Source organism: Plantactinospora sp. CNZ320, assembly GCF_002846275.1.
In genome coordinates this window covers 6,485,595-6,510,897 of the sequence record NZ_PJMP01000001.1, presented here as the reverse complement: position 1 = coordinate 6,510,897, position 25,303 = coordinate 6,485,595, and the positions used below count along the sequence as shown (strand labels likewise).

The 25,303-nt window shown below is 68.3% G+C and carries 22 protein-coding genes and 1 pseudogene; 8 read left to right on the top strand and 15 right to left on the bottom strand.

Going from position 1 to position 25,303, the window contains the following annotated elements:
* Window positions 1-39: 39 nt before the first annotated feature.
* The 9 genes from CLT71_RS29195 to CLT71_RS29155 are packed head-to-tail and all read right to left on the bottom strand — an operon-like array spanning window position 40 to window position 8,250.
* Window positions 40-1,707 carry an ammonium transporter gene (locus tag CLT71_RS29195; RefSeq protein ID WP_486483515.1) on the bottom strand — a complete coding sequence of 556 codons (1,668 nt, stop codon included), beginning with the start codon at window positions 1,705-1,707 and terminating at the stop codon, window positions 40-42.
* A gap of 24 nt (window positions 1,708-1,731) precedes the next feature.
* Window positions 1,732-2,757, bottom strand: coding sequence for an urea transporter (gene yut / locus CLT71_RS29190; protein ID WP_101369923.1), 1,026 nt, complete (start codon window positions 2,755-2,757; stop codon window positions 1,732-1,734).
* Between the two features lie 17 nt (window positions 2,758-2,774).
* Window positions 2,775-3,692: an urease accessory protein UreD gene (locus CLT71_RS29185; RefSeq protein WP_101369922.1), complete on the bottom strand. Its 918-nt coding sequence runs from the start codon at window positions 3,690-3,692 to the stop codon at window positions 2,775-2,777.
* The gene (gene ureG / locus CLT71_RS29180) at window positions 3,689-4,318 is read right to left on the bottom strand and encodes an urease accessory protein UreG (protein WP_101369921.1); all 630 of its coding nucleotides are present in this window, start codon (window positions 4,316-4,318) and stop codon (window positions 3,689-3,691) included. The genes CLT71_RS29185 and ureG overlap by 4 nt, the downstream gene beginning before the upstream one ends.
* A gap of 39 nt (window positions 4,319-4,357) precedes the next feature.
* Window positions 4,358-5,044, bottom strand: a complete 687-nt coding sequence (locus CLT71_RS29175) for an urease accessory protein UreF (protein ID WP_101369920.1) — start codon at window positions 5,042-5,044, stop codon at window positions 4,358-4,360.
* Window positions 5,045-5,055: 11 nt separating this feature from the next.
* Window positions 5,056-5,619: an urease accessory protein UreE gene (locus tag CLT71_RS29170; protein ID WP_101369919.1), complete on the bottom strand. Its 564-nt coding sequence runs from the start codon at window positions 5,617-5,619 to the stop codon at window positions 5,056-5,058.
* Window positions 5,620-5,678: 59 nt separating this feature from the next.
* Window positions 5,679-7,397, bottom strand: a complete 1,719-nt coding sequence (locus CLT71_RS29165; protein WP_101369918.1) for an urease subunit alpha — start codon at window positions 7,395-7,397, stop codon at window positions 5,679-5,681.
* Window positions 7,398-7,441: 44 nt separating this feature from the next.
* Window positions 7,442-7,900, bottom strand: coding sequence for an urease subunit beta (locus tag CLT71_RS29160; RefSeq protein ID WP_101369917.1), 459 nt, complete (start codon window positions 7,898-7,900; stop codon window positions 7,442-7,444).
* A 47-nt stretch (window positions 7,901-7,947) separates the two neighbouring features.
* Window positions 7,948-8,250, bottom strand: a complete 303-nt coding sequence (locus CLT71_RS29155) for an urease subunit gamma (RefSeq protein ID WP_101369916.1) — start codon at window positions 8,248-8,250, stop codon at window positions 7,948-7,950.
* 290 nt (window positions 8,251-8,540) lie between these two features.
* Between CLT71_RS29155 and CLT71_RS29150 the strand changes: the two genes are divergently transcribed.
* From CLT71_RS29150 to CLT71_RS38280, 5 genes and pseudogenes are all read left to right on the top strand, one after another.
* Window positions 8,541-9,365, top strand: coding sequence for a YoaK family protein (locus CLT71_RS29150; protein ID WP_486483514.1), 825 nt, complete (start codon window positions 8,541-8,543; stop codon window positions 9,363-9,365).
* A 153-nt stretch (window positions 9,366-9,518) separates the two neighbouring features.
* Complete coding sequence (locus CLT71_RS29145; RefSeq protein WP_158242329.1) at window positions 9,519-11,927, top strand: tetratricopeptide repeat protein; 2,409 nt, start codon at window positions 9,519-9,521, stop codon at window positions 11,925-11,927.
* A 672-nt stretch (window positions 11,928-12,599) separates the two neighbouring features.
* Window positions 12,600-14,123, top strand: coding sequence for a DUF8189 domain-containing protein (locus CLT71_RS29140; protein WP_143743654.1), 1,524 nt, complete (start codon window positions 12,600-12,602; stop codon window positions 14,121-14,123).
* Between the two features lie 30 nt (window positions 14,124-14,153).
* Window positions 14,154-14,861, top strand: a pseudogene (locus CLT71_RS29135) (hypothetical protein); the annotation flags it as partial.
* A 33-nt stretch (window positions 14,862-14,894) separates the two neighbouring features.
* Window positions 14,895-15,887, top strand: a complete 993-nt coding sequence (locus CLT71_RS38280) for a DUF8189 domain-containing protein (protein WP_101369914.1) — start codon at window positions 14,895-14,897, stop codon at window positions 15,885-15,887.
* 301 nt (window positions 15,888-16,188) lie between these two features.
* Here the strand turns inward: CLT71_RS38280 and CLT71_RS29130 are convergent, their stop codons facing one another.
* Window positions 16,189-16,614: a DUF6069 family protein gene (locus CLT71_RS29130; RefSeq protein ID WP_101369913.1), complete on the bottom strand. Its 426-nt coding sequence runs from the start codon at window positions 16,612-16,614 to the stop codon at window positions 16,189-16,191.
* A gap of 60 nt (window positions 16,615-16,674) precedes the next feature.
* Window positions 16,675-18,027 carry an FAD-binding oxidoreductase gene (locus CLT71_RS29125; RefSeq protein ID WP_101369912.1) on the bottom strand — a complete coding sequence of 451 codons (1,353 nt, stop codon included), beginning with the start codon at window positions 18,025-18,027 and terminating at the stop codon, window positions 16,675-16,677.
* A gap of 47 nt (window positions 18,028-18,074) precedes the next feature.
* Between CLT71_RS29125 and pdxR the strand changes: the two genes are divergently transcribed.
* Both pdxR and CLT71_RS29115 read left to right on the top strand, forming a co-directional pair.
* Window positions 18,075-19,640: an aminotransferase-like domain-containing protein gene (gene pdxR / locus CLT71_RS29120; RefSeq protein ID WP_486483513.1), complete on the top strand. Its 1,566-nt coding sequence runs from the start codon at window positions 18,075-18,077 to the stop codon at window positions 19,638-19,640.
* A gap of 9 nt (window positions 19,641-19,649) precedes the next feature.
* Complete coding sequence (locus CLT71_RS29115) at window positions 19,650-20,327, top strand: hypothetical protein (RefSeq protein WP_101369911.1); 678 nt, start codon at window positions 19,650-19,652, stop codon at window positions 20,325-20,327.
* 123 nt (window positions 20,328-20,450) lie between these two features.
* On the opposite strand, the gene CLT71_RS29110 is transcribed toward CLT71_RS29115, so the two are convergent.
* Window positions 20,451-21,632, bottom strand: coding sequence for a Cmx/CmrA family chloramphenicol efflux MFS transporter (locus CLT71_RS29110; protein WP_101369910.1), 1,182 nt, complete (start codon window positions 21,630-21,632; stop codon window positions 20,451-20,453).
* Window positions 21,633-22,085: 453 nt separating this feature from the next.
* On the opposite strand from CLT71_RS29110, the gene CLT71_RS29105 reads away from it, so the two are divergent.
* On the top strand, window positions 22,086-22,697 hold the full coding sequence (locus CLT71_RS29105; protein ID WP_199187757.1) for a hypothetical protein: 612 nt from the start codon (window positions 22,086-22,088) through the stop codon (window positions 22,695-22,697).
* On the opposite strand, the gene CLT71_RS29100 is transcribed toward CLT71_RS29105, so the two are convergent.
* From CLT71_RS29100 to CLT71_RS29090, 3 genes are all read right to left on the bottom strand, one after another.
* Window positions 22,634-22,879 (bottom strand): hypothetical protein, encoded by a 246-nt coding sequence (locus CLT71_RS29100; protein ID WP_101369909.1) that lies wholly within the window; start codon window positions 22,877-22,879, stop codon window positions 22,634-22,636. The two genes, CLT71_RS29105 and CLT71_RS29100, sit on opposite strands and share 64 nt — an antisense overlap.
* Before the next feature lie 212 nt (window positions 22,880-23,091).
* On the bottom strand, window positions 23,092-23,589 hold the full coding sequence (locus tag CLT71_RS29095) for a MarR family winged helix-turn-helix transcriptional regulator (protein WP_486483512.1): 498 nt from the start codon (window positions 23,587-23,589) through the stop codon (window positions 23,092-23,094).
* A gap of 8 nt (window positions 23,590-23,597) precedes the next feature.
* Window positions 23,598-24,845: an FAD-dependent oxidoreductase gene (locus tag CLT71_RS29090; protein WP_101369907.1), complete on the bottom strand. Its 1,248-nt coding sequence runs from the start codon at window positions 24,843-24,845 to the stop codon at window positions 23,598-23,600.
* Between the last annotated feature and the right edge of the window lie 458 nt (window positions 24,846-25,303).

Genomic DNA, 25,303 nt, shown 5'->3' with positions numbered 1-25,303 from the left:
GCGGGGTCCATGAGGAGCGGCCGCGGTCACAGCAGATCGCTACGGGTGATCCGTCGAGATCCGCTCCGCGTCCTGCACGAAAATCTCCTCCCGGCGCGCACCGAACCGATCCAACTCGTCCAGTACGCCGTCCACGGCCTCGCCGCCGACCAGCACGCTGACGTGCAGCCGGGCCAGCAGGGACTGCTCCTGCCAGTAGCCGCGCGGCATCACCTGGTGCACGGGTACGTCGGTGGCGGTCGCGGAGTCCGAGACCATTATCGAGATCGCTCCGGCCCGCAGCATGGCGTCCCGCAGTTCGGCGCTGTTCGTCACCTCGGCCGGTTCGAGCAGCGCGCTGACCAGCCTGACCCGCGCCCCCGACGGCGCCGGGGCCGGCACGCCGGACCCGCTCTGCCTGCCCACGGGACGCCGCTGCGGCGCGCCCGGCGCCGACAGGTCCGTCACGGTGCCCAGGTGGTACGCGTCGGTGCCCTGCTGCGCCTGGTCGAGCCGCTCCTGGAGGTCGGCCGGCGCACGCAACCCGACCAGCGCCTGGATGCCGGCGGCGATCAACCAGGTCAGCACGAAGGAGAAGCCGACCACGCAGACCACCCCGACGAACTGGTGCCACAGCAGGCTTCCGCCGCCGCCGAAGAAGAGGCCGTCGGCGCCGAGCGGGTTGATGCTCCGGTTGCCGAAGAAGCCGAGCAGCAGGGAGCCGAGCATGCCGCCGACGAAGTGCACGGCGAGTACGTCCAGTGCGTCGTCGAGGCGCAGCAGATACTTCACCCGCAGCGCGAGATGGCAGACCAGCCCGGCGAGCGCCCCGATCGCGATGGCGGAGAGCGCGTTGACGTACCCGGCGGTCGGGGTGACCGTCGCCAGGCCCGCGACGGCCCCGGAGACGCCGCCGACCACGGTGCTGTGGCCGTCCTTGACCCGCTCCAGCGCCAGCCAGACCAGCATGCCGGCCGCCGCGGCCAGGTGGGTGTTGAGTACGGCCTGCGCGGCCACCCCGTTGGCCTGCAGACCGTCGCCGCCGTTGAACCCGAACCAGCCGAACCACAGGATGCCGGCCCCGAGGATGGTCAGCGGGATCGAGTTGGGCGGGGCCGCGGTGTTCGGCCAGTCCCGACGGCGGCCGACGACCAGCAGCAGGGCCAGCACCGCCGCCCCGGCGCTGGCGTGCACCACCATGCCGCCGGCCCAGTCCTGGGTACCGAGCTTCGCCAGCCAGCCCCCGGGGTGCCAGAGCCAGTGCGCGATCGGGGAGTAGACCACGATGGACCAGATCGCCAGGAAGAGCACCCAGCCGGCGAAGCGCAGCCGCCCGGCGGTGGCGCCGGTGACCAGCGCGGGGGTGATCACCGCGAACATCATCTGGTACGCCAGGAAGGCGAGCGTCGGGATGGTGACGCGATTGTCCACCACGTGCAGGTTGGGCGCGGGCGGCACCTTCAGGTCGGTCAGCCCGAGCAGTTCCAGGTTGCCGAAGAGCCCGGTGCCGGCGTCGTCGCCGAAGGCGATCGTGTAGCCGACGAGTACCCAGGTCAGGCTCACCACTCCGAGCGCGACCATGTTCTGTTGCAGCATCACGAGGACGTTGCGGGCCCGGACCATGCCGGCGTAGAAGACGGCGAGACCGGGGGTCATGAACAGGACGAGTCCGGTGCAGACCAGTACCCAGGCGGTGTCACCCGCGTTGACCGCGGTTTCTGCGGCCACGGACCGCTCCTTCCTACCCCGGCGTCAGACAGAACGCCGCACGTCGGAGACGACAGTTTCCTTGGCCCGTTCGTGGTTCGGCACCGGCCCGAAGTGCCGCTTGGGCAGCAGCAGCAGCCAGGTGGCGATGTTGAACGGTCCGGTGAGCACCGGGATGCCCAGCGGGGTGAGCATGGTCGCCAGCGCCATCTGGACGAAGAGCGTCAGGGCGATCCCGAAGAGCGTGTACGCGGTCACCGCGACGCCCGGCCGGTGCAGCACCGCGCCCACGGCGATCGCCGTCAGTACCGCGTTGAAGCCGAAGAGCCCCTTCTCCAGCGAGGCACCGTCGGCGCCGAACCAGAGCGCGAGCAGCGTCGCTCCGACGCTGCCGACGACGGCGAACAGGGCCGACCAGCGGGAGTTGATCAGCAGCGCGAGCACGATGATCAGGCCGCTGATCCAACTGTCGGTCAGGAAGACCTGGGACACCCCGCGCAGGAAGCTCGGCACGAGAGCCCAGTCAAAGGAGGCTCCGGGGTGCCGGCCCTCACCGGGGAACGCCGGCTGCAACTGGGTGAGCACGGTGAACCGGTCGAACTGGTACGCGGCCATCAGCAGGAACCAGGTGGTCAGCACGAACGGGAAGGTGAAGGCGGTGAGTCCCCAGTGCTTGAAGATGGCGTTCAGCGCGAGCGTGACCACTGTGGTCGCCGCCGCGCCGAGCACCAGATAGAGCCACATCAGCGGCCGGTGGTCGAGGAAGGTCGGGATCGCGATGCCGGTCAGCACCGGGCTGAAGCCGTACAGGCCCGCGCGGTAGGAGTCGTGCTCCACCCGCAGGATCAGCGCGGTCGCGGTACCGACGACCAGTCCGACGACGGCGCCGCCGAGGACCCTCGGGTGCCCGTTCTCGAACGCCCCCCAGCCGATCGCGATCAGGATGAGCAGACCGGTCAGCGGGTTGTTCTGGAGTACGACCTGCGCCACCCCGCGCAGGCAGGCGTCGACGAACCCGACGAGCGGGTTGCGGTCACCGATGTTGTTCCAGCGGCGGACGATGTCGGCCACGTCAGAATCCCGTCACGTCAGCGCCAGCTGAAGGCCGGCGGGAAGGTGCATCCGGTGACCTCCTCGCGGGCGGCCACGCAGAAGGCGCGTACCGCCGCTCGGACCGGTTCGGTCTCCTGGCCGAGGACCTTGAAGACGAGGCCGGCGTCGTTCGGCAGCCGGTTGACGGCGCTGGCCAGCGGGGTCTCCTCGTCCCAGACCGGGGTGGCGGTCCGCTCGTAGACCCGGGCCGCCCGTTCGGGGCTGGTCAGCAGCACGACGTTGCCGAAGACGTGGAAGCGGTCCATCATCCCGAGCCGGGTGACCGGGAACCGGCCGGGGGTGATCACGAACTTCTCCACGAGGAGGAGCCGGCCGTCGGGCCGCTCCGCCCGCAGCGCGGCGGAGAAGAGGTCGTAGGCGAAGAGTTCGCCGTCGCGGTAGTACTTCCGGCCGGGCTGGAGGACCTCGGCGTATAGCAGGGTCGCGCTCTCCGGCAGGCGTACCCGGGTGTCGGAGACGAACCGGCTGCGCCGGAACGGGATCACGGGTTCGGGGAGGAACTCCAGGTAGGCGTTCTCGGCGAGGGTGAAGCGCTGGATCTGGGTGCCGTAGTTGGCATCCATCTCCTGGATCTTGGTGGCGGCCTGGGTGACCACGTGCGCCTGGGCGTCCTGGCCCAGGTCGATGTCGACGCGCAGCCGGTCGCCCTGGAGCACGCCACCGGAGGTGGTGAGGATCATGACGCACGGCAGGCCGGGCATCTCCTCGTCCCAGTACAGCGCCCGCTGCACGAGCAGCGGCGACTGCCGGTAGAGGTCGCGCAGGACGGTCCGGTCGCCGCGCCGGGTGAAGCCGAGCCGCAGTATGCCGACCTTGCCGTTCGCCCCGGCCGGCAACTGGGCCGGCTGGTCCTGGTACGGCACCAGCTCGCGGACGGAGTCCAGGGAGGTCATGCCGGCACTTCGGCGTCGAAGAGCGCGTTGCGGCGGACCAGGGCGACCAGGTCGTCGATCCCCTCGCCGGTCTTGCAGTTGGTGAAGACGAACGGCTTGCCGCCGCGCATCAGCTCGGCGTCCCGGGCCATCACGTCGAGATCCGCGTCGACGTACGGGGCCAGGTCGGTTTTGTTGATCACGAGGATGTCGGACTTGGAGATGCCGGGACCGTTCTTGCGCGGGATCTTGTCGCCGGCCGCGACGTCGATCACGTAGACGAAGTAGTCGACGAGGGCGGGACTGAAGGTCAGCGTGAGGTTGTCGCCACCGCTCTCGATGAGCACCACGTCGCTGTCGGGAAACCGGGCCTCCATGTCCTCGACCGCCGCCAGGTTCATGCTCGGGTCCTCCCGCACCGCCGTGTGCGGGCAGGCACCGGTCTCCACCCCGACGACTCGCTCCTCGACCAGTACCCCGGTCAACGCGCGCCGGACGTGCTTCGCGTCCTCGGTGGTGACCACGTCGTTCGTGATCACGAGTACCCGGAGGCCCTGCTCCACCAGGCGGGGTACGACGGCCTCGATGATGGCGGTCTTGCCGCTGCCCACCGGGCCACCCACACCGATACGACTCGCTGACTTCATGGTGATCGATTCCTGTTCCTCGGAGCCGCCGATCGCGGCTCAGCTCATGAACATCCGTACGTGTGCGTGCTGGTGCGCGCCCGCCAGAATGTCGAGATGCGGGGTGAAGCCCTGCATGTCGTCGAGGGTCGCGGTCCGCGACTCGTGGTAGTCCTCGGCCACCTTCTCGTTGACCGCGAAGAGGATCGACTGGGCGTCGAGATGGTCCACCCGCATCAGCCGGACCGCCGCACCGAGCACCGTCGACGCCACGCCGTACTGGTGGGCCGCGAATGCCTCCTCCTCGCCGACCCCGAGTTCGGCGAAGAGCACACCGAGCGCCACCGGATAGGTCACCGGAACCCCGGTGCCGGACTCCCCGATCCGCTTCTTCAGCAACGACTCGCCGACGATCCGGTTGGCGGCCTCGGCCAGCTTGCGCCCCATCCGGACCGTCATGGTCCGCATCTCTTCGTTGATCTTGCGTACGTGGACGGCCTCGTCCGCCTGCCGGATCCGGTCGAGGTCACCGGCGGCGGCGCCGCGATGCCCGGCGAGCATCCCCACACCGTCCCCGGTGGCGGCCGCCCGGGTGAGGGTACGGACGAACTCCTGGAGCGTGCTCCGGTCGTGTACGACCTCGTGCTGGACGGCCATCTCCAACCCGTTGGAGAACGAGAAGGCGCCGACCGGGAAGACCGAGTCGCCGAACTGCAACAGCTTCAGCGCCTCGGCCGTGCTGGGCATGCCGGCCGTCCTCAGTTCAGGCCGGCGGGCAGGTGCGAGTGCGGGGTGGAGTCCGCCCCGCCGAACAACCGCCGCGACTCGTGCGGGGCCAGATAGGCGATGACCTCGGTCCCGGGAACGAACTCGTGGGTGAGGCCGGTGAACGCGTGGGTCCGCATCACCGAGTCCATCACCTTGCGGTCGACGGTGAGCGGGACGTACATCTTGCTGCCCTTCACCACCGCCGGCCAGTGCTGGTTGCCGATCGCGTGCCCGAGCTCGACCGCCGACCGGATCACCATCTCGGGCGACTCGCCGTGCAACGTGTCGAGGTGCACCACCATCACCTCACCGAGGGCGATCCGGGCCACCACCGCGGTCGCGGTGGCGTCGTCCCAGGCCAGGACGTCACCGTCACGCAGCCGTACGCCGCGGGCCAGCGACAGCGCCAGTTCGGTACCGGAGCTTGTCGTCCGGCGCAGCCGACTCTTCTGGGCGTCCCACTGGTCGAGGACGAGGTCGTCGACCTTGGCCTGGCGCAGCCGCTCGGTCCAGTCCGGTTCGGCCACGTTGCCGAGTACCGTTTCGACGAGCATGTGTCTCTCCTTTGCCGCGATGTCCGCCGCCGGCCGGGCCGGGCTGGGCCCGGGCACGGTCAGCTGAAGAAGTAGAGCTGGCTGAGCGGAAGGTTCTTGGCCGGCGGTACGGTCGCGTGCACGCCGTCGATCTTCACGGCGAAGGTCTCCGGGTCGACCTCCAGCTTCGGCGTACGGTCGTTGCGGACCATGTCCCGCTTGGTGAGGTTGCGGCACCGGTAGACCGGCATCACCTGCCGTTGCAGGCCCAGTTTCTCGGCGATGCCGCTCTCGTGGGCCGCCTTGGACACGAAGGTCACGCAGTTCTTGGCGACCTGTGATCCGGTGGCCCCGAACATCGGTCGGTAGTAGACCGGCTGCGGGGTGGGCAGCGACGCGTTCGGATCACCCATGATCGACCAGGCGATCATGCCGCTCTTGAGCACCATCTTCGGCTTCGCGCCGAAGAAGGCAGGCTCCCAGAGCACGAGGTCGGCGAGTTTGCCCGGGGCGATCGAGCCGATGACGTGCGAGACGCCCTGGGTGATGGCCGGGTTGATGGTCATCTTGGCGACGTAGCGCAGTACCCGGAAGTTGTCGTTGCCGGCGGCGTCCTCGGGGAGCCTGCCCCGGGCGTTCTTCATCTGGCCGGCGAGCTGGACGGTGCGCAGCCAGGTCTCGCCGACCCGGCCCATCGCCTGGGAGTCGCTCTGGATCATCGAGATCACGCCCTCGTCCAGCAGGACGTCCTCGGCCGCGATGGTCTCCGTCCGGATCCGGCTCTCCACGAAGGCGACGTCGGAGGGGACCTGGGGGTTGAAGTTGTGGCAGACCATGATCATGTCGTACAGCTCGGACTGGCTGTTGATGCCGTACGGCACGGTCGGCGTGGTCGACCCGGGCAACACGTTCATCTGGCCGGCGACCTTGATGATGTCCGGCGCGTGGCCGCCACCCGCACCCTCGGTGTGGAAGGTGTGGATGGTCCGTCCCTCGAAGGCGGCGATGCTGTCCTCGATGTAGCCGCTCTCGTTCAGGGTGTCGGTGTGCACGCTGATCTGCACGTCGAACTCGTCGGCGACGGCCAGGCAGGTCCGGAGCACCGCCGGTGGGGCACCCCAGTCCTCATGGATCTTGAAGCTCGGTACCCCGGCCAGGATCTGCTCCACCAGCGGCGCGCGCCCGCTGCTGTTGCCCTTGCCCAACAGGCCGATGTTGATCGGCAGGTTCTCGAAGGCGCGCATCATGTTGTGGATGTTCCACGGACCCGGCGTGATGGTGACGCCGTTGCTGCTGTCGGAGGGGCCGGTACCGCCACCCCACAACGTCGTCACCCCGTTGCTCAGCGCCGCGTACACCTGCTGCGGCGTGACCAGGTGCACGTGCGCGTCGATGCCGCCCGCCGTCAGGATCAGGTGCTCACCGGAGATGGCGTCGGTGCCCGGACCGGTCACCAGGCTCGGCGTCACCCCGTCCATGATGTTCGGGTTGCCGGCCTTGCCGATGCCGGCGATCCTGCCGTCCTTGATCCCGACGTCCGCCTTGACCACTCCGAGCAGCGCGTCGAGCACCGTGACGTTCGTGATCACCAGGTCCACCACGCCCTCGGCACTGGTGGCCTGACTGCTGCTGCCCATGCCGTCGCGCAGGGTCTTGCCGCCGCCGTACATGACCTCGTCGCCGAGGACACGGAGGTCCTTCTCGATCTCGATGTAGAGGTCGGTGTCGCCCAGCCGGATCTGGTCGCCCGTCGTCGGGCCGTACATCCCGGAATATTCTTGTCGTGATATCTGGCTCATCGTCTTCCGTCCAGCCTGCGGCTCGCGTCTCGAAATGGTTGCTGCTACTTCTTGCCGTTGCCCTTTTCCTGCTGCTGCGCAGTGGACTTGAAGCCGCGTGTCTCCGCGTTGTGGATCGCCTCGGCGCGGTCCGGGCGATAGCCGGGAATGGGTCCGTCCCCGGTCCAGCCCTGGACCAGGCCGTTGAACCCGTACACCCGCTGGAGGCCGCCGAACGGGATCAGTTGCACGGTCTTCCGGTCGCCCGGCTCGAACCTGATGGACGTGGTGGCGGGAATGTTCAGTCGCTTGCCGAAGGCCGCCGGCCGGTCGAACTCGAGGAATCGGTTGACCTCGAAGAAGTGGAAGTGCGACCCCACCTGGATGGGCCGGTCGCCGGTGTTGTGCACGGAGATCTCGGTCACCGGCCGCCCGGCGTTGAGTTCCAGCGGCTGGTCGCTCAGCTTGTAGCCGCCGATGGGTCGAAGGTGCTTGGAATTCGGTCCTGGATGCTGTTTCGCCATCTCTCCCCCGCTCCGTCGGAGATCGACTCTCTCGTCGCCTGGTTGCGTTACTGGATGGGTGAATGGACCGTGACCAGGCGCGACCCGTCGGTGAAGACCGCCTCCACCTGGATCATCGCGATCATGTCCGCCACCCCGGGAATCACGTCGTCCGCCTTGAGCACGTTGCGGGCGTCGTTCATGACCTCCTCGACGGTCTTCCCCTCCCGGGCCCCTTCCAGGGCTGCCGCGCAGATGACCGCCACGGCCTCGGGATGGTTGAGCTTCAGCCCTTTCGCCCTACGGGCGTTGGCCACCGCCGCCATCGAGTGAATCGTCAGCTTGTCGAATTCCTTCGGCGTGAGATGCACTTCTAGAGCCCTTCGCAGGCTGTCGCTGATTCGGGTCGCGAGCAGTGCGGACAGGCCCTGCCGCAGCGCCGCAGAAGCAGGCGCCGTTACCCGGACTGGTCCGCTTATCCCGCCAACAATCGACGTGCCGTCCCTGTTGACCGGCAATGTGGAGCATAACTAGCATTTGGGGCACCGCGGAGGTTTTCTCCGTAATTGGCCTCGACAGCCGGCCATGTTCGCCGCTCCGGCACGAACGTCCATCGCCGGCCCGAACACCACGGAGGAGACATGCCACCAGCCGCTGAGGGGTGGTCGCGGTTCGGTTCGATCCGCGCCGCATCCGCAATCACGCCGATGACGGCCGTCGCGGAGGTTCCCGACAGCCCGTCCTGGCGGCCGGGTGCGGTCCGCTGAGCCGTCCGTCACAGTCAGCCGACCGGACCGACCCGGCGGATTCGTACCGGGAGTTCCGCCGCCCGTTCCTGGCTCTGGTAGTCAGCATCGCCACCGCCGGCGCCCTGGACGCGTTCGCCTTCCTCCGCTACGGCGTCTTCGTCGCCAACCAGTCCGGCAATGCCGTGTTCCTTGGAATCGGACCTGCCGGGGGACACCCGGCGTGGCCGGCCGCGGCTGTCTCGCTCATCGCGTTCGCGGCCGGTGCCGGGGTCGTCAGTTGGTTGCGCGGGCTGACACGTCGATGGCCGGCGCCGTTGACCAGCATCGTGGCCACCGAACTCGCCTTGGCACTGTGGACGGTCCTCAACGTGCTCCTCGGGTACGGCCGGGACGCCACGTCGTCTGCCGTCGCGATGACCGGAACCGGGGCATTCGCGATGGGAAGTCTGACCACACTCTTCAGCCGCACCGCCGGGATCGCGACCGCCATCACCTACCAGTCGATGACGACGGCGAGTACCGGCGAGCGCGCCGTCCGCTGGCTCCTCGACAGGGGCGCCGGTCGGACTCGCGCCAGAACCGGCACCCTGCTGGGACTTCTCGCGATCGCCAGCTACGCCGCAGGTGGCGCCATCGGCACCTTCGCCCAGCACCGGCCCCACTGGGTACCGCTCTGGGGAGGGATTGCCCTGGCCACGCTGATCCTGCTGATCCGCCGCGACGCCAACCGGTCGTAGCCACCGGGGCCTGATCACCGTCGGTCGACGCCGACGACGTTTCGGTCGCGACCGGTAGATCGCGGTGGCAAATGATCCGCCAGGTGTGTTCATCTATGGCATGTGATGGACAGTGATGACGGGGTGGAAGCGCTCCGGAGCAGGTTGCGAAAGTTGTACCTCGAGCTACGTCAGCCGAGCTACCGCACGCTGCAACGACAGGCTGATCACGCCGGCATGACCCTGCCGAGTTCGACCATCAGTAACCTGCTCAACGGTCCGGGCCATCCACGATGGCAGACGATCGAAACCTACGTCCGGCTTTGCGCCCGTTACGCTGCGGCTCGTCAGATCACCATTCCAGCCTGGCTACTGGATCTCGATCGTTGGCACACCGCATACCAAGCCATACACAGCAGGACCACCCAGCGGACTGCCCGTGTGCCGGAGAAAGCCGGCGGCATCCATGCCGAGCCCGAGTCGGGTACCGGGGTCCGCCCAGCCCAGCTACCTACGGATCTAGCCGGGTTCACCGGTCGAGAGGAGATCCTGGCCGACCTCGATCGAGTACTGGCGCCCGGCCTGCGGGCGGAACCGGGCACCCGACGCGAGGCACGATTCCCCGCAGCCCTCGTCGTCACCATCGCCGGCACGGCTGGGGTGGGCAAGTCGGTCCTGGCCATCCACTGGGCTCACCTCGCGGCCGAGCAGTTTCCAGATGGTCAGTTGTACCTGAACCTGCGGGGTTTCGACCCGGACGGGCGGGTGATGGAACCGCCCGAGGCAATGGGATACCTGCTGGACGCGCTGGGGGTGGACGCGCAGCGACGCCCGTCCAGTCTGGCAACGCAGGTCGCCCTGTACCGCAGCCTGGTTTCCGCCCGCCGAATACTTGTGGTGCTGGACAACGCGCGTGACAGTGAACACGTCCGTCCTCTGCTGCCGGCCGGGGCCGATTGCAGGGCGGTGGTCACCAGCCGGAATGTTCTCACCGGCCTTGTCGCCACCGGCGGGGCGTATCCGCTGACCTTGGGACTGTTCACCGAGTCAGAGGCTCGCCGCTTCCTGGTGCAACGGCTTGGCCTAGGGCGGGCCACCGCAGAACCCGAGTCCGTCGAACGCGTCCTCGCCGCCTGCGCGTGCCTGCCGCTGGCCTTGGCGATCGCGGCCGCGCACGCCGCGACTCGGCCACAGATCCCGTTGGCAACCCTGGCCGCCCAACTCGCCCCGGCCGACAACAGGCTGGACGCCCTGGTCGGCGACGACACCGCCACTGACGTCCGTGCCGTCCTCTCCTGGTCCTACCGAGGGCTCAGTCCGGCGGCGGCGCGGCTGTTCCGACACCTCGGTCTGCACCCCGTCGCGGACATCAGCACTTCGGCAGCGGGCTGTCTCAGCGCCGTCCCCCGGGCGCAGGTCGGCCCGCTGCTGGCGGAGTTGACCCGAACGAACCTGCTCACCGAACACGCCCCCGGCCGGTACACGTTCCACGATCTGCTGCGCGCGTACGCGACGGAGCTCGCGCTCGCCGAGGAGACCGAACGTGAACGTGTTGCGGCGATTCGCCGACTGGTCGACCATTACCTGCACACCGCGCATGCCGCCGCAGGCCTGATCGATCCGGACCGGGACCCGATTCCGGGCGTCCTCGCCCCGCCAGATCCTGGGGCCGATCCTGAACTTCCGCACGACAGTCGGCAGGCCATGACATGGCTCACTGTGGAGCGCCGGGTCTTGGTGGCGATCGTCCACCAGGCGGCAATGACTGGTATGCACAGCCACGCGTGGCAGTTGGCCCAGACTCTCAGCTATTTCCTCCATCGCCGGGGGGACTGGCATGATCTCGAAGCCGTTCACCGGACTGGGGTAGCCGCCGCCCGTCACTCCGACGAACCCGTGATACAGGCCCTGGCCCACCGCCACCTAGCCAGCGTCCAATTCCGCCTGGGGCGCCACGATGACGCACGCAAGCACCTCGACGAGGCCCTCCACCTGTACCAATCCGTCAGTGCCACCAGTGGCCAGGCCTACACACACCATCTCCTCGGCCAGGTATCGAACGCGCAGGGCCACAGCGACGACGCCCTCGAGCATTCCCAGCGCGCCGTAACCCTGTTTCGCGCCGCAGGCCATCGACGGGGGCTGGCGTTTGCCCTCAACGGCTTGGGCTGGCAGCACGCCCAGCAGGGCAACTACCGAGAGGCCCTCGACCACTGTTCGCAGGCCCTGGCCCAATCCCACGAGCTGAATGATCGTCTCGGGCAGGCCGCCACCCTGGACAGCCTCGGCTACATCCAGCGGCACCTTGCGCGATACGACCAAGCCATCGCCAGCTACCGCCGCGCCCTTCGTCTCTTCGACCAGCTCGACGACAAGTACTACAAGGCACACTCGCTGGAGGGCCTGGGGGATACGTACAAGGCTCGGGGTGACGTGAAAGCGGCCCACCAGGCGTGGAGCGACGCTCTTGAAATCCTCCGCGAGATCGGCCAATCGAGAGCCGAGGAGCTGAACGCCAAGATCTACCAGCTTGAGTTCACGCCGATTCCTCCACATCAGACTGTCAGCGCGACCGCGCTTTGATTATCCCGAGTAGGTAGTCGGCTGCGCCGGATGCGGTAGGCGTTCGCCGCAAACTCGCACCAGATGGACACCTGGAATGCCGCTCTTGGCGCAAATATCCGTTATTCGGTGTCCGATCCCGTCCGGAACCGGCCCGATCCGGCCGGTCGAACCCCAATCTTTGAACGGCGAGCGGCCGCTGGGCCCGGCCGATGCATCTGGAGGCCCACGGGGGAGAAGATCGTTCATGGAGAAGCCTGGGTCACCAAGGCCACCGGGATCGTTGGTTCATTCGGGCCGCCTGGATCCGGATCGGTGCCCACCCGCCCCAAGGCGTTTCACCTACTGCTGAAACGCCTCCTCAGGCGAAGCGGCCCGAGGGTACGGCTGACGTCGGCGTCGGGCGCCCACACCGATGGGGACGCCAGGAGACGCATGCCGTCCCCATCCGACCCGGCGACAGTTATCCGACCTTCTGCCGGCCCATTCGGCGCAGCCATGGTCTTCGGCCGGTCACTCGACCCGGCATGCACGTCTGCCGATGACCATCTCCAAACCGGCGCACACCTCAGTTTGTAGCTGCAAGTCAGTCCAGGAGGGACTCAACAGATGAAGGTAGGGAGCGTGCTCCGGCGAGCGCACCACCCCGGGTCGCGCGGAGCGACGCGCCGTACGATCGCCACGATCGGCGCGTTGATCGGAGCGCTTGTCGCGATGCTCGCCACGCCGGCCCACGCACAGGGCCCGTCCGTTCCGGTCCCCCATCAGGCGAACGCCCAGGGGGAGGAGTGCGGCGTACCGTCCACACATAACCCCGAGGTCATCAAGATTGTCTATCGGGTCGGCATGGAGCGGAACGTCTCCGACAAAGTGCTTCTTGCTGCCTTCGAGGCCGGCTGGGTCGAGTCTCACATGAACAACCTCTCCTGTGGTGATCGCGACTCAGTTGGCGTCTTTCAGCAACGACCGTCAATGGGTTGGTGCGATGTTGCCGCACAGTGCATGGATGTGACTTACGCCTCCAACCGGTTCTACGCCAAAGCACAGAGCCTGGAACCCGGGTGTGGGGCGTGCTCGGCCGGCCAGCTCGCGCAAAGGGTGCAGGTCTCCGCGTTCCCCGAGCGATACGACCAGGCCGAGGCGAAGGCTCGCGCACTGATCGCGGAGGCAAGGGCGCTAACCGGAGGGCAGGCTGGTCCGGGTGGTCTGGTTGGTCGTAGCGGGATGGTGTACAACGGCGCGTTGCACACCATGATGCGGGGCACCGACAACAACATGCTCCACCACATCTACGACCCCAGCAGCGGCTGGCTACCAGTCCGCAACGTCGGCGGAACCCTCGCCTCCAAACCACAAGTCATCGGCTACAACAACGTCATCAACATCTTCGCCCGCAGCACCGACAACACCCTCATATACCGCAACCTCAGCTCCAACGGCTGGAGCGACACCTGGCGCACCATCCCCGACGCCATCACCGGCACCCCCGCCCTCGCCGTCACCGACAACACCCTCTTCGTCCTCGCCCGCGTCGGCACCACAATCCGCTACCGCTACCTCAACGCCAACGGCTGGAACACCGACGGCGTCTGGCGCACCCTCGGCTCCCCCACCGGCACCGAAATCGTCTCCGACCCCACCACCGCCGTCTTCGACGGCCGCATGTACGTATTCGCCCGAGGCTCCGACAACCAAATCTGGACCCGCATCCTCACCCCCACCAACAACCCCGCCTGGACCGGCTGGTTCGTCCTACCCGGCACCATCGCAGGCGACCCCGTCGCAGGCGTACAGAAAAACACCCTCTTCGTCTTCGCCCGAGGCACCACCAACGACGTCCGCTACCACCACTACACCCGAGGCGCGACCAGCTGGACCACCAACCGCACCATCTACGGCACCACCCAAGGCAACCCCGCCACCATCACCACCACCGACAACACCATCCACGTCTTCACCCGCGACACCACCGGCAACATCGTCCACCGCTACCTCAGCGACAACGGCTGGAACGACGCCACCACCGACCCCACCCGCTGGCGCCAACTCGGACAACCCACCACCCCACTCGACTCCAACCCCATCATCACCAACCACAACTCCACCGTCTTCGTCTCCGCCAGAGGCACAGACACCAAACTCCACACCCGAGCACTCACCACCACCGGCTGGTCCCCCTGGACCACCCTCACCGGAAACCACGCCCCACTCCCCTAACCACACGCGCTGCCGAAGAGAAGGAAGATGATGCGCCGATTGATACGCGATTTCCGCTCGGAAGAATCGCTCGGAACTTTACGTAGAGTCGTGGCAGTCGCTTCGGCGGTGGTTGTCACCGGAATTGTCGTGCCCCCCGCCCCGGCCAGTGCGGCTGCCAATCCGAACCCGGCGAGGATCACCGCGGCTTCCTGGTGGCTGATGGAGGAACTCCTCAAGCTCCAACCGGGATCGCAGAACGGCGGCATCTACGCCAACAAGTCGGGGTACCACAACACCCGTGCGGCCAACGCCTCCACCAACTACTCCGTCCGGGACGCCGAGGACAAGGGTGGCCCCTCGGACAAGGCCGCCGCCTACGACTGGACCTTTCCCGAGGCCCAGAGCCTCGCACTGCTCTCCCTGCCTGTCGATCCGAATGCCGACCAGAGGTTGCCGGACGACGTGACATCGGCGGCCTCGAACTACAGCAACATCGCCCGGTACTCCAACCGTCTGCTGGCGTCCGCTCGTGATGCGAACGACCCACGCCTGGATGGTTGGCGGGAGTTCTTCGGCCAAGCTGACAACGACACCTCGGTCGAGGGATGGGACTTCCGTTACGGTCGCGCCGCCACGTCAGACTCCTCGCATCTGTGGCACATCCACCTGAGCGAGGACCGTGACAAGGTGGAAAGTTTCGAAAACAAGGAGGCGCTGCTCAGCGTCCTCCGCGGCGAAACCGTCGACCAATGGCGCGGTGGACCGGGTGGTCTGGTTGGTCGTAGCGGGATGGTGTACAACGGCGCGTTGCACACCATGATGCGGGGCACCGACAACAACATGCTCCACCACATCTACGACCCCAGCAGCGGCTGGCTACCAGTCCGCAACGTCGGCGGAACCCTCGCCTCCAAACCACAAGTCATCGGCTACAACAACGTCATCAACATCTTCGCCCGCAGCACCGACAACACCCTCATATACCGCAACCTCAGCTCCAACGGCTGGAGCGACACCTGGCGCACCATCCCCGACGCCATCACCGGCACCCCCGCCCTCGCCGTCACCGACAACACCCTCTTCGTCCTCGCCCGCGTCGGCACCACAATCCGCTACCGCTACCTCAACGCCAACGGCTGGAACACCGACGGCGTCTGGCGCACCCTCGGCTCCCCCACCGGCACCGAAATCGTCTCCGACCCCACCACCGCCGTCTTCGACGGCCGCATGTACGTATTCGCCCGAGGCTCCGACAACCAAATCTGGACCCGCATCCTCACCCCCACCAACAACCCCGCCTGGACCGGCTGGTTCGTCCTACCCGGCACCATCGCAGGCGACCCCGTCGCAGGCGTACAGAAAAACACCCTCTTCGTCTTCGCCCGAGGCACCACCAACGACGTCCGCTACCACCACTACACCCGAGGCGCGACCAGCTGGACCACCAACCGCACCATCTACGGCACCACCCAAGGCAACCCCGCCACCATCACCACCACCGACAACACCATCCACGTCTTCACCCGCGACACCACCGGCAACATCGTCCACCGCTACCTCAGCGACAACGGCTGGAACGACGCCACCACCGACCCCACCCGCTGGCGCCAACTCGGACAACCCACCACCCCACTCGACTCCAACCCCATCATCACCAACCACAACTCCACCGTCTTCGTCTCCGCCAGAGGCACAGACACCAAACTCCACACCCGAGCACTCACCACCACCGGCTGGTCCCCCTGGACCACCCTCACCGGAAACCACGCCCCACTGCCCTAACCACACGCCAGCGACAACTTCCGAAGCAGTAGCGCGCCAAAGCCCGGGTGCCTTCGCCAACAACGGACGAGGGCACCCGGGCCCTTTACCTCAGCATGCTGCTGCAGCAGACCAAGTAGGTCCTTCGAGCCGGTCCTGACACGAGAACGTCACCGACCACGTCGGCCACGACAGAACCGGTTGTTCGCACACCGGACGCTCGTCCTGGCTGCCGTGGCGCTGGCAATCCGTTCGACGCCCGCCATGGCGGCTGACCACAGGCGACGGCCTCAGTGGACAGCCAGCCGAGGGTGGACGATCGTCAGGCGGCCAGCCGACGGGCGACCACCGGGATCACGATCGCGGCGGCGACCAGGTGTGCGAGCACGAGCGCGCCCTCGGTGGCGAGATTGGCGCCGACCAGGAACGGCGGTACGAGCGACAACGCGGTCAGCGTCAGTGCGGTACGGAGCCAGACGCGTACCGGTCGAGTTGCCCAACGGCGGATCGCCAGGGCGATCAGGACGCCCACAACGCTGAAGGTGAACGTGAGCTGTGTGAAGCCGAGCAACGGAATCGACTCCCCGCCGTCGGGCAGTTCGAAGTCGACACCGACGGCCATGGCGGTGGCCGCGACGGCCGTCACGGCGACGGCGGCGGCGGCCGCCGCGGCCAGACCCGGCAGGAACAGCCGGCCGCGTTGCCGGACATGGGTGCGCTGCGAAACGGTGGGGCCGGTGGAGGTCATGGGCATCCTTTCCATCTGTCGGGCGATTCCGGTGCGTCTGTCGGCAATTCCGGTAGCGGCTCAGGCTCGGCCGGGCCGGATGTTGTGGTTGAGGTGGAAGACGTTCCGCGGATCCCAGGCGGTCTTCAGGGCGGTCAGCCTGGCGAGCTTGCCGGCCGAATAGGCACGGCGTAACCCGCGTTCTCCCTCGTCTGCGGCGAGCGAGTTGACGTAGACGCCGTCGGCGTACGGGTCGAGCGCGGCTCCGGCAGCGCGCGCCGCCGCCATCCGGACGTCGTCTTCGGATGGCTCGGTCCAGCGGGAACCGGCACCGAACTCGAACGTGGTGTCACGGTGGCTGAACGCGGTGTCGGTATCCGCGACGTCGGCGATCGCGCCGCCGTACGCCTGTAGGCCGACGTCGGGCAGTTGACTGCCGGCGTGTAGCTCAGCCGCGCCCCGCAGCAGGAAGGCCTCGATCGCGGCGGTGGGAAACTGCCGCAGGTAGTGCGCTCTGGAGTACCGGCGGTAGGCGTGGCCGCCGGTGCTGTCGCCGCGTCGCTGGAGTTCGAGGTACGACGGAGTGGTGACCCGCTCGGCGACCGGGCGCCCGAGCGCACGCATCGCCGGCAGCAGCCACTGACCTTCGGCAGGGTCGCCGACCCAGACGAAGCCGACGGTGGCGACCGGGCCACCGGCCGCGCTGTGCACATCGGCGGTGAAGGTCGCCTGCCGAGGCGCGACGGCGTTGAGGTCCCGCCATCCTTCGAGTACCGGCACGGCGTCCTCGGCGCGGAAGTCGAACTCGGCGACCAGGGTCCGCGTTCCGGTGTGGTGCAGTTGGAATTCGAAGTCGGTGACGATGCCGAAGTTGCCGCCCCCGCCGCGCAGACCCCAGTAGAGGTCGGGGTTCTCGGTGCGGCTGGCGGTCACCACCTCCCCGTCGGCGGTGACCATCGTGTAGGAGACGACGTTGTCGCAGGCGAGCCCGTGTTGGCGGGCGAGCCAGCCCATGCCGCCGCCGAGGGTCAGGCCACCGACCCCGGTGTGCGAGACGTTGCCGGCGGTCGTGGCGAGGCCGTACCGCTGCGACGCCTGGTCGAGTGCGCCGAGCAGGGCGCCGCCCTGGACCCGGGCACGCCGCCGGATCGGGTCGACCCGAACGCCGTTCAACGGGGTCAGGTCGATCATCAGGCCGTTATCGGGTACGGCGAGGCCGGCCACGTTGTGCCCGCCGCAACGTACCCCGATCTCCAGGTCGAGTTCGCGGGCCAGGCGCACCGCGGTCACCACGTCGGTGACGCTGGCGGCCTGCACGATCATCCGGGGGCGGCGGTCGATCATGGCGTTCCAGACGGTGCGGGCCGCGTCGTAACCCGGGTCGCCCGGGGTGAGGAGGCGACCCTCGAACCGAGGGCTGGTCGCTGTCGTCATACCGCAGAGCCTGACGGAAATCGGTACAGCCGGTAAGGTCCGATCGCATGGGCCGAATCAGGACCAATTCGAGTACGGCGGAAGACCTGTTCATCGACGTCGACCGGTCCGCGGCCGAACCGCTGCACCGGCAGATCGCCGCCTCGATCCGAGGCGGCATCCGGGCTGGGCGGCTGCGGCTCGGGACGTCCCTGCCACCCACCCGCACCGTCGCGGCGGATCTGGGAGTGTCCCGCGGGGTCGTGGTAGAGGCCTACCAGCAACTCGTCGCCGAGGGCTACCTCACCAGTCGGGTGGGCGGCTACACCCAGGTTGCGGTCGAGCCGGTCCCGACGCCGACGGGTCGGCGCGGCGAGGATCGGCCGGCGGCCAGGATCGACTTCGGGTACGGCCGCACCGACGTGTCATCGTTCCCCCGGGCCGCCTGGCTGCGTTCGGTACGGACGGTCCTCACCACCACGCCGAACGAACGCTTCGCCTACCTCGACGGACGTGGCGTACCCGAACTGCACGCCGCGCTGGTCGACTACCTCAACCGGGTGCGTGGCACGTCGGCCCGCCCGGAGAACGTCGTGATCTGCAGTGGCTACGGCCAGGGCGTCGGGCTGCTGCTCCAGGTGCTCGCGGCGCGTGGCGCCCGCCGGCTGGCCGTCGAGGACCCGTCCGCGGACGACGACGCCCGCCCGGTCGCGGCCGCCGCCGGCCTGGACGTGGTCGGCGTCCCGGTCGGGCCGGACGGCATCCTCGTCGAGGAACTGGAACGCACCGACGCGGACGCCGTCGTGCTGACCCCCTCACACCAGTGGCCCACCGGCGGGGTGCTGTCGGCCACCGCGCGGGCCCGGGTGATCGGCTGGGCACAGCGGCGCGGCGCCGTGGTGATCGAGGACGACTACGACGCGGAGTACCGCTACGACCGCACGCCCGTCGGCGCGATGCAAGGGCTGGCGCCCGACACCGTCGTGTACTGCGGCACCGCGAGCAAGACCCTGGCGCCAGGGCTGCGCCTCGGCTGGCTGGTGGCGCCGGCACACCTGGTCGACGAGATCACCGCTGCCAAGGTACTTGCCGATCGCGGCTCTCCCGTCATCGACCAACTGACCTTCGCCGACTTCCTCAGCCGAGGCGAGTTCGACCGGCACCTGCGGCGCATGCGCCCGGTCTACCGCCGCCGCCGCGACGCGCTGCTGGCCGCGCTGCGCACCCGGCTGCCCGAACTGGAACCGGTCGGTGTCGCGGCCGGCCAGCACGTCGTGACCTGGCTCCCGCCCGACCTCGACGAGGGGGCGGTGGTGGCTGCCGCCGCCCGGCACGGACTGGCCGTGAAGGGCGTCGCCCGATACCGGCTGAGCAGCACCGGACCCGGCGGGCTGATCTTCGGCTACGCGACCCTCACCGAACGCGCCATCACGGAGGGAGTGGAGGCCCTTGCCGACGCGGTCGCAGAGGTTCGCGGCCGAGATGGGCCCAGGATGGCTTCGGTTCCGGACTCGGATACGGCCTCGGTTCCGGCCACGGCTTCGGTTCCGGCCTCGGCCACGAGCGTGGGCGAGCGCAGAGGCGCCGGCCGTGGCGGGTCAGGTGGGTGCTCGAGTCGCAGTCCGGCCGATTAAAGTCGCCCGGTGACCGCGTACGACGTCGCCGCCGGGCTACCGCCGATCGACCTGCTGCGGCAGCGTTGCAAGGCATTGGCCGTACTCGAACGCATCATCGATGCTGGCGATCCCTACCACGTCTACACCTCCACCTGGGGCACGGACGAGGCGGCGCTGATGAGCAACGGCAGTGGCGACGAATGGGCCGCCGTCTTCACCGCTGACGGCGCGTTCATCCGGATCTTCGATCACGAGTCGGCAATGTCGCCGTACCGCGATCCGGACCGCGAGTTGTGGCCGGGGCTGCTTGACGGCATCCCCCAGGTGTTGCGCCCGCAGGTGGCCGAACCCGCGTTCTGTGACGAGGCTGGGCGGTTGATCGCTACAGCGGTGCTGTGGCGGTTGGTCGGTGACGACCGCTGGTACGCCGGCGAGGGCATCACCTTCCCACCAGCCCGTCCGTACGGCGACACCGGGCCGGACGGGTCCGGAATGCTCGAGATCCTGCTCGACGACATCGTCGACCGGTTCGTCGAGTTCGCCGACGACTACTACGAGATCGAGGTGGACCGGGGGGCGGTCGAGCATGTCGTCGCCCACCGGCCGCTCACCGACCTTGTGGTTCAGGCCCTGAATCCTCAGCTCACCGCCGCCGACCTCAGGGACGATCTCGCCGCCATCGGTTACCCGATCGCCCCGTTCTGATCGATGGCCCTGTGCTGTCCAGGGCCGAGTCGCGCCAGACGTCCGGTGCCCGTACGGCAATGGACACGGACCCCGATGGCAAGTAGTTCATCGGTGATTCGCTTGGCGGCGCGTTCGTGTGGGTCATCGGATCGCCTGACCGACCCGGGGTGCGATGAATCGCAGCAGCGGCAGGGCGATGAGCAGTGCGACCGCGACCAGGAGGCCGCTGACCCACACCGGGCCGAGGTCGCCAGCATCGGCTCTGAGGGTCGCCGCGGCGACGACGGGCCCGCCGGCAGCACCGATGTTGAGCGCAGCGGTCGCATACGACCCGCCCATGGTCGGGGCGCCTGCTGCCTCATGGAGCACCCGGGCGATCAGGGTGCTGCCCAACGCGAAGGAAAGCGTGCCCTGCACGAACACGAGGAGCAGGAGCGCCCCTGGCTGGGCAGCCAGGGCCGCCAACGCGACCCAGCCGAGCAACAGCAACGGGCCACCGACTGCGATCACGATGCCGGGACGCCGATCGGAGAGCCGCCCCGCAAGGGTGACGCCGACGAAGGACCCGACACCAAACAGCACCAGCACAACCGAGACCCACAGCTCGCCCAGGCCGGCGGTGTCAGTCACGATCGGCGCCAGGAAGGTGAACGTGGCGAAGGTGGCAGCGTTGACCAGGGCACCGAGCAGCATGACCAGGAGCAGCCTGGGCATCGCGAGCTGGGCGATCTCGCCCCCGAGAGACGAGCCGGCCTGAGTGCCCTGAGGTGTCTTTCCGGCACGGGCCGGGATGCCCTTCAGGACGCCGAAGGCAGCGGGAAGGCAGAGCAGTGCGATCGCCCAGAAGGTTGAACGCCAGCTGAGCAACGACCCGAGCAGCGCGCCGCCGGGAACTCCGGCGATGGTGGCCACCGTCGTACCCGAGAGCAGCACCGCCAGTGCGCGCCCTCTCTGATCAGGTGCGACGAGCGTGGCGGCCGTGCTCAGTGCCACGGCCAGGAAGCCCGCGTTGGCCAGGGCGGCCAGCACACGGGTGACAAGCAGAACCGTGAAACTCGTCGTGAGTGCGCCCACGACGTGGGCCACGGCGAAGACCAGCACGAAGTTCAACAGGCTGGCCCGGGCCGGCCACCGGCGCGCAAGCGCCGCCATCAGCGGTGCGCCGACGATCATCCCCACAGCGAACGCCGAGGTCAGGAGCCCGGCGGCGCCGACCGACACGTCGAGGCTTGTGGCGATGTCCGGCACCAGGCCGGCGAGCATGAACTCCGAGGTGCCCATGGCGAAGATCGCCACGGCAAGCAGGTAGAGCGGGAGAGGCATCAAGAGCTCCGGGGTGAGCGAGAAGGAGAAGGAGACGTCTCGTCACCGCGGCCAGCGCCCCAAGGCGTACGCGCAGATGTTCCGGGCAGCGAAGGCTGCTGGGAGGCGAACTATGAAATCAGCGGTTCAGGGGGCTGACGGCGTGACCGAAAGCCCCCACCTTGGATGCCTCAGGGCTCGACATGACGCAAACACTACTCACACCCGCCGGTGATGAGGCAACCGGATTCCGGGGCGATCATCGTCAACCTCGTGCCCCGACACAGCTGGTCGAACCAGACGACCAGACGTACGCCGTCGTCGCCGAAGCGTTGCCCGAGCGCGCGCATCACCGCGAAGACGTGTTCCCAGCCGGCCTCCGGGCCGAGGACGTCCCGCCGCGTCCATGAGTCGTGTCGCAGTACGCGCGAAAACGGGCTGGCGTGTGGAACGCGGGCTGGGCGAATCTTGGGTGTGATCGTCATCCAGCGGGTTCGGGTGCGGTGGACGGCTGCGGCACGCGGCGCGCCGGCCGCCAATGTCCGTCGCGGCCTCGACCAGGCGGTGGCCCTGCCTCGGCCGCTGCCGGAAACCGACGTGGTCGTCCATGACGTCCTGGCTGACGAGGCGGTCAACTACGAACGCAATGCCCAGGTACTGGTCGGCGGTGTTGAGTTGGCCCGCGACGTCGGTCTCTGGCTGGAGTGTGACGAGGCGACGGTGACCGTCGACCGGCTACCCGGTGCGGCGGCCTATCCGCGCCCGTATGCGTCGACTCGCCTGTTCGCGCTGACTCCAGGGCAGGTCGGCCGCTTCCGGGCCAACTTCCGGTTCACCGGCTGTGCCTGCGCCCCGAGCTGGTACTACGAGGACTGGCTGGTGCACGTCAGCTACGGCCGGGTGCCCCACGACCACTTCGTACGCGGCCAGCCGGACCGCGACGCCGACCACCGCGTACACCTCTACGGCGGGACCGGGCGCCACTCACGCCCCACCCCTGAGCTGGACATCCACGGTGGGTGTCAAGCACCAGAACTTGCCGATCCGGGAAGCCGCAGCTTACGAATCATCCGCAGGATCCCATGATGAATCAGCACGCCGACGCCGGTGTTGGCTATGGCGAGCCCACTTGCGCCGAGCAGCTCGGGATTGAAACTCATCACGTCGGTAACCACGAGCAAGGCTGGCCATCCCAGAGCAGCGGCGGTGAGCGACGACCGCCACCAGCGGCCGAGCACAAGGCCGAACAGGATCAGGGTAGGAATCACGGCAAGCCCTCTCCGTCGCATCCATCGTATGCTCATCGGCGGTTCCGGGTGGCTGCGGTGCACCGTTCGCCATCACGTTACGTGACGCGCAGAATCGCGGCTCCGCATGGGTGATCTTCGATCACCTTCGCTCCGGCGGCTACCACCATGACGCCTGCTGTTACGAAATGTTCGAGGCACGACCGGAAGCGTGGTCGGCACGTGACGGCACCTCAGGCAGACCAGACAGACCGTTGCGCGGTGTCGCCACTGCGGAGGCGGTCCAATTCGGTGAGGTACATCGCCTGCATGCGCTCGAAGTGCCGGACCAGCAGCATGACCTCCTCGACGCTGTAGCCCTCGATGAGCTGTTCCGCGTGCTCGGCGAACCGCTCGTACGGTCGCTCCAACTCGGCGGTCCGCTCCGGCCGCAGGGTGACGATCACCCGCCGCCGGTCCGCCGGATCGCGTTCGGCCGTGACGTAGCCGGCCTGCTGGAGCCGGCGGAGCATGCTGGTCACCGCTCCGGTGGTGAGGTTGGTCCGCTCGGCGACCTGCCCCGCCGTGGCGGATCCGACGTCCGCCAGATAGTCCAGGCACTCCAGGTCGCTGACGGTGAGGCCCAGCCGCTCCGCGATGGCGTACCGGAAGACCATGGACAGCCGCGACATCTCCCGCCCGGCGCGCATGAGGTCGGCGATCGCGGACACCCGGGCCGACTCGTGGGACATGCCCGCAATCATGCCTCCGGTACGGTGACCCGGTGCAACCGAGGTAACACGCGGGTCAGCACCCAGTGCGGTGCGGCCGCTTCCCCGGTGAGGCGGCGCATCAGCCCGGCGGCGGTGTCGACGGCACGGAAGGCGTAGGGCACCATCTCGTCCTGGTAGCCGGCGATCGCCTCCTCCACCGACGTACCGTTCGACAGGGCCTCGACCAGCCTGCGGCCCAGCAGGGCCGCGTCGCGGAGCGCGGTGTTGCCACCGTGCGCGCCGAACGGCGGCATGACGTGCACGGCGTCGCCCATCATCGTCGCCCGGGGCACCGCCCACCGGCGCGGGCGCCGGCCGGCGGCGAAGAGGTTGAGTACGGTGGCGTCCAGCTCGGCCGTGTCGACCAGCCGCCGGATGAGTGGGTGGAAGTCGCCACTCATCCGGACGGCCAGTTCCCGCAGCGCCAGCAGGTTGCCACGGACGCCGGTGGGCACCTCCTCCTGCCGGAGCAGCAGTCCCCACATGACGTAGTCGTCGCCGGTGGGCGCATAGCTGCCCGGGGCCAGGCGCGCGAACGCCTCCTGCGGGCTTTCACCGAAGCGCATGGAGGTGAAGAAGAAGGCGCGGCCGGGCCGGTCGGCGATGGACAGAACCCCACTGGTACGCAGCGCTTCCGGGATGATGCTTTCGCCGTTGCGCCGCAGGGGTGAGCGGCCGTAGATGCCCGCCATCGGGGTGTTCGCCGGTTCCGCATCCGGCATGAGCTGCGCGCGCAACGCTGAGCCGACGCCGTCCGCGCCGACGACGACTGTTGCCGCGGCGGCCCCGCCGTCGGAGAACCGCAGCCGCAGCCCGGCCGGGCCGCCACTGTCCACCGCGACAGCCAACTTGCCGTAGTGGATGCGCCGCTCCAGCCCGGACTGCAGGATCGACCGCAGGGTCAGCCGGTCGACCTGGCGGGTCGCGTGCGGCTCGTCCTTGAAGTTGATGGTGAATGCGTCCCGCAGCCGGCTGTCGGTGAAGCGCAGGTGCCCGCCGGGCCGGTCACCGGTGGTCATCGCGAGGCGGTACAGCGGGCGGGGCAGGCTCTGGCGCAGCGCCTTCAGCCCGTACCGGTCGAGGATGATCCGGTAGCCCTGCCGCCGGACGAACGGCCCCGGGTCCCGCTCGTAGACGTGCACGTCGATGCCGGCACGCATCAGGTACTGGGCGAGGCAGAGGCCGGAGAGACCGGCCCCGGCGATGGCCACGGAGAAGTCTGTCGATTTGCCCATGCGGTTATCTTAATGACTAAGATGATTTGGGCAAGGCCGCGACTGCAACCAAAGTCTGACAGGTCGACCGAAATTCCCCGAGACCCGCCGAGATCCCTCGCCGACAGCCACCCTGCTTCGAGACAGACCGGCCAACAGGTCACGTACTCGTCGAAGGCGCGACGTCACACGCCTCAAGACGCAACCCGGGCGCGTACCGGTCGGCGAGTAGATCGGCGTAGAGGTCTGCCTCCGCCGGGTGCAGGTGGGGCAGTTCGGCCCGGACTGGACTCGGCTCCCGACCCCAGTGGCCGCGACGGGCCAGCAGTGTCGCCCGGTCCGGATCGCCGGGTAGTGCGCGCCCGGCGCGAGCAGGGACAGGCAGCCGGCATCCAGCTTCGCCGCAGTGTTGCCCCGAAGTTGTCAGATCCGAATATCGGGTTCCAGCTCATGGACGAACTCGCACAGTTGTCGATTGC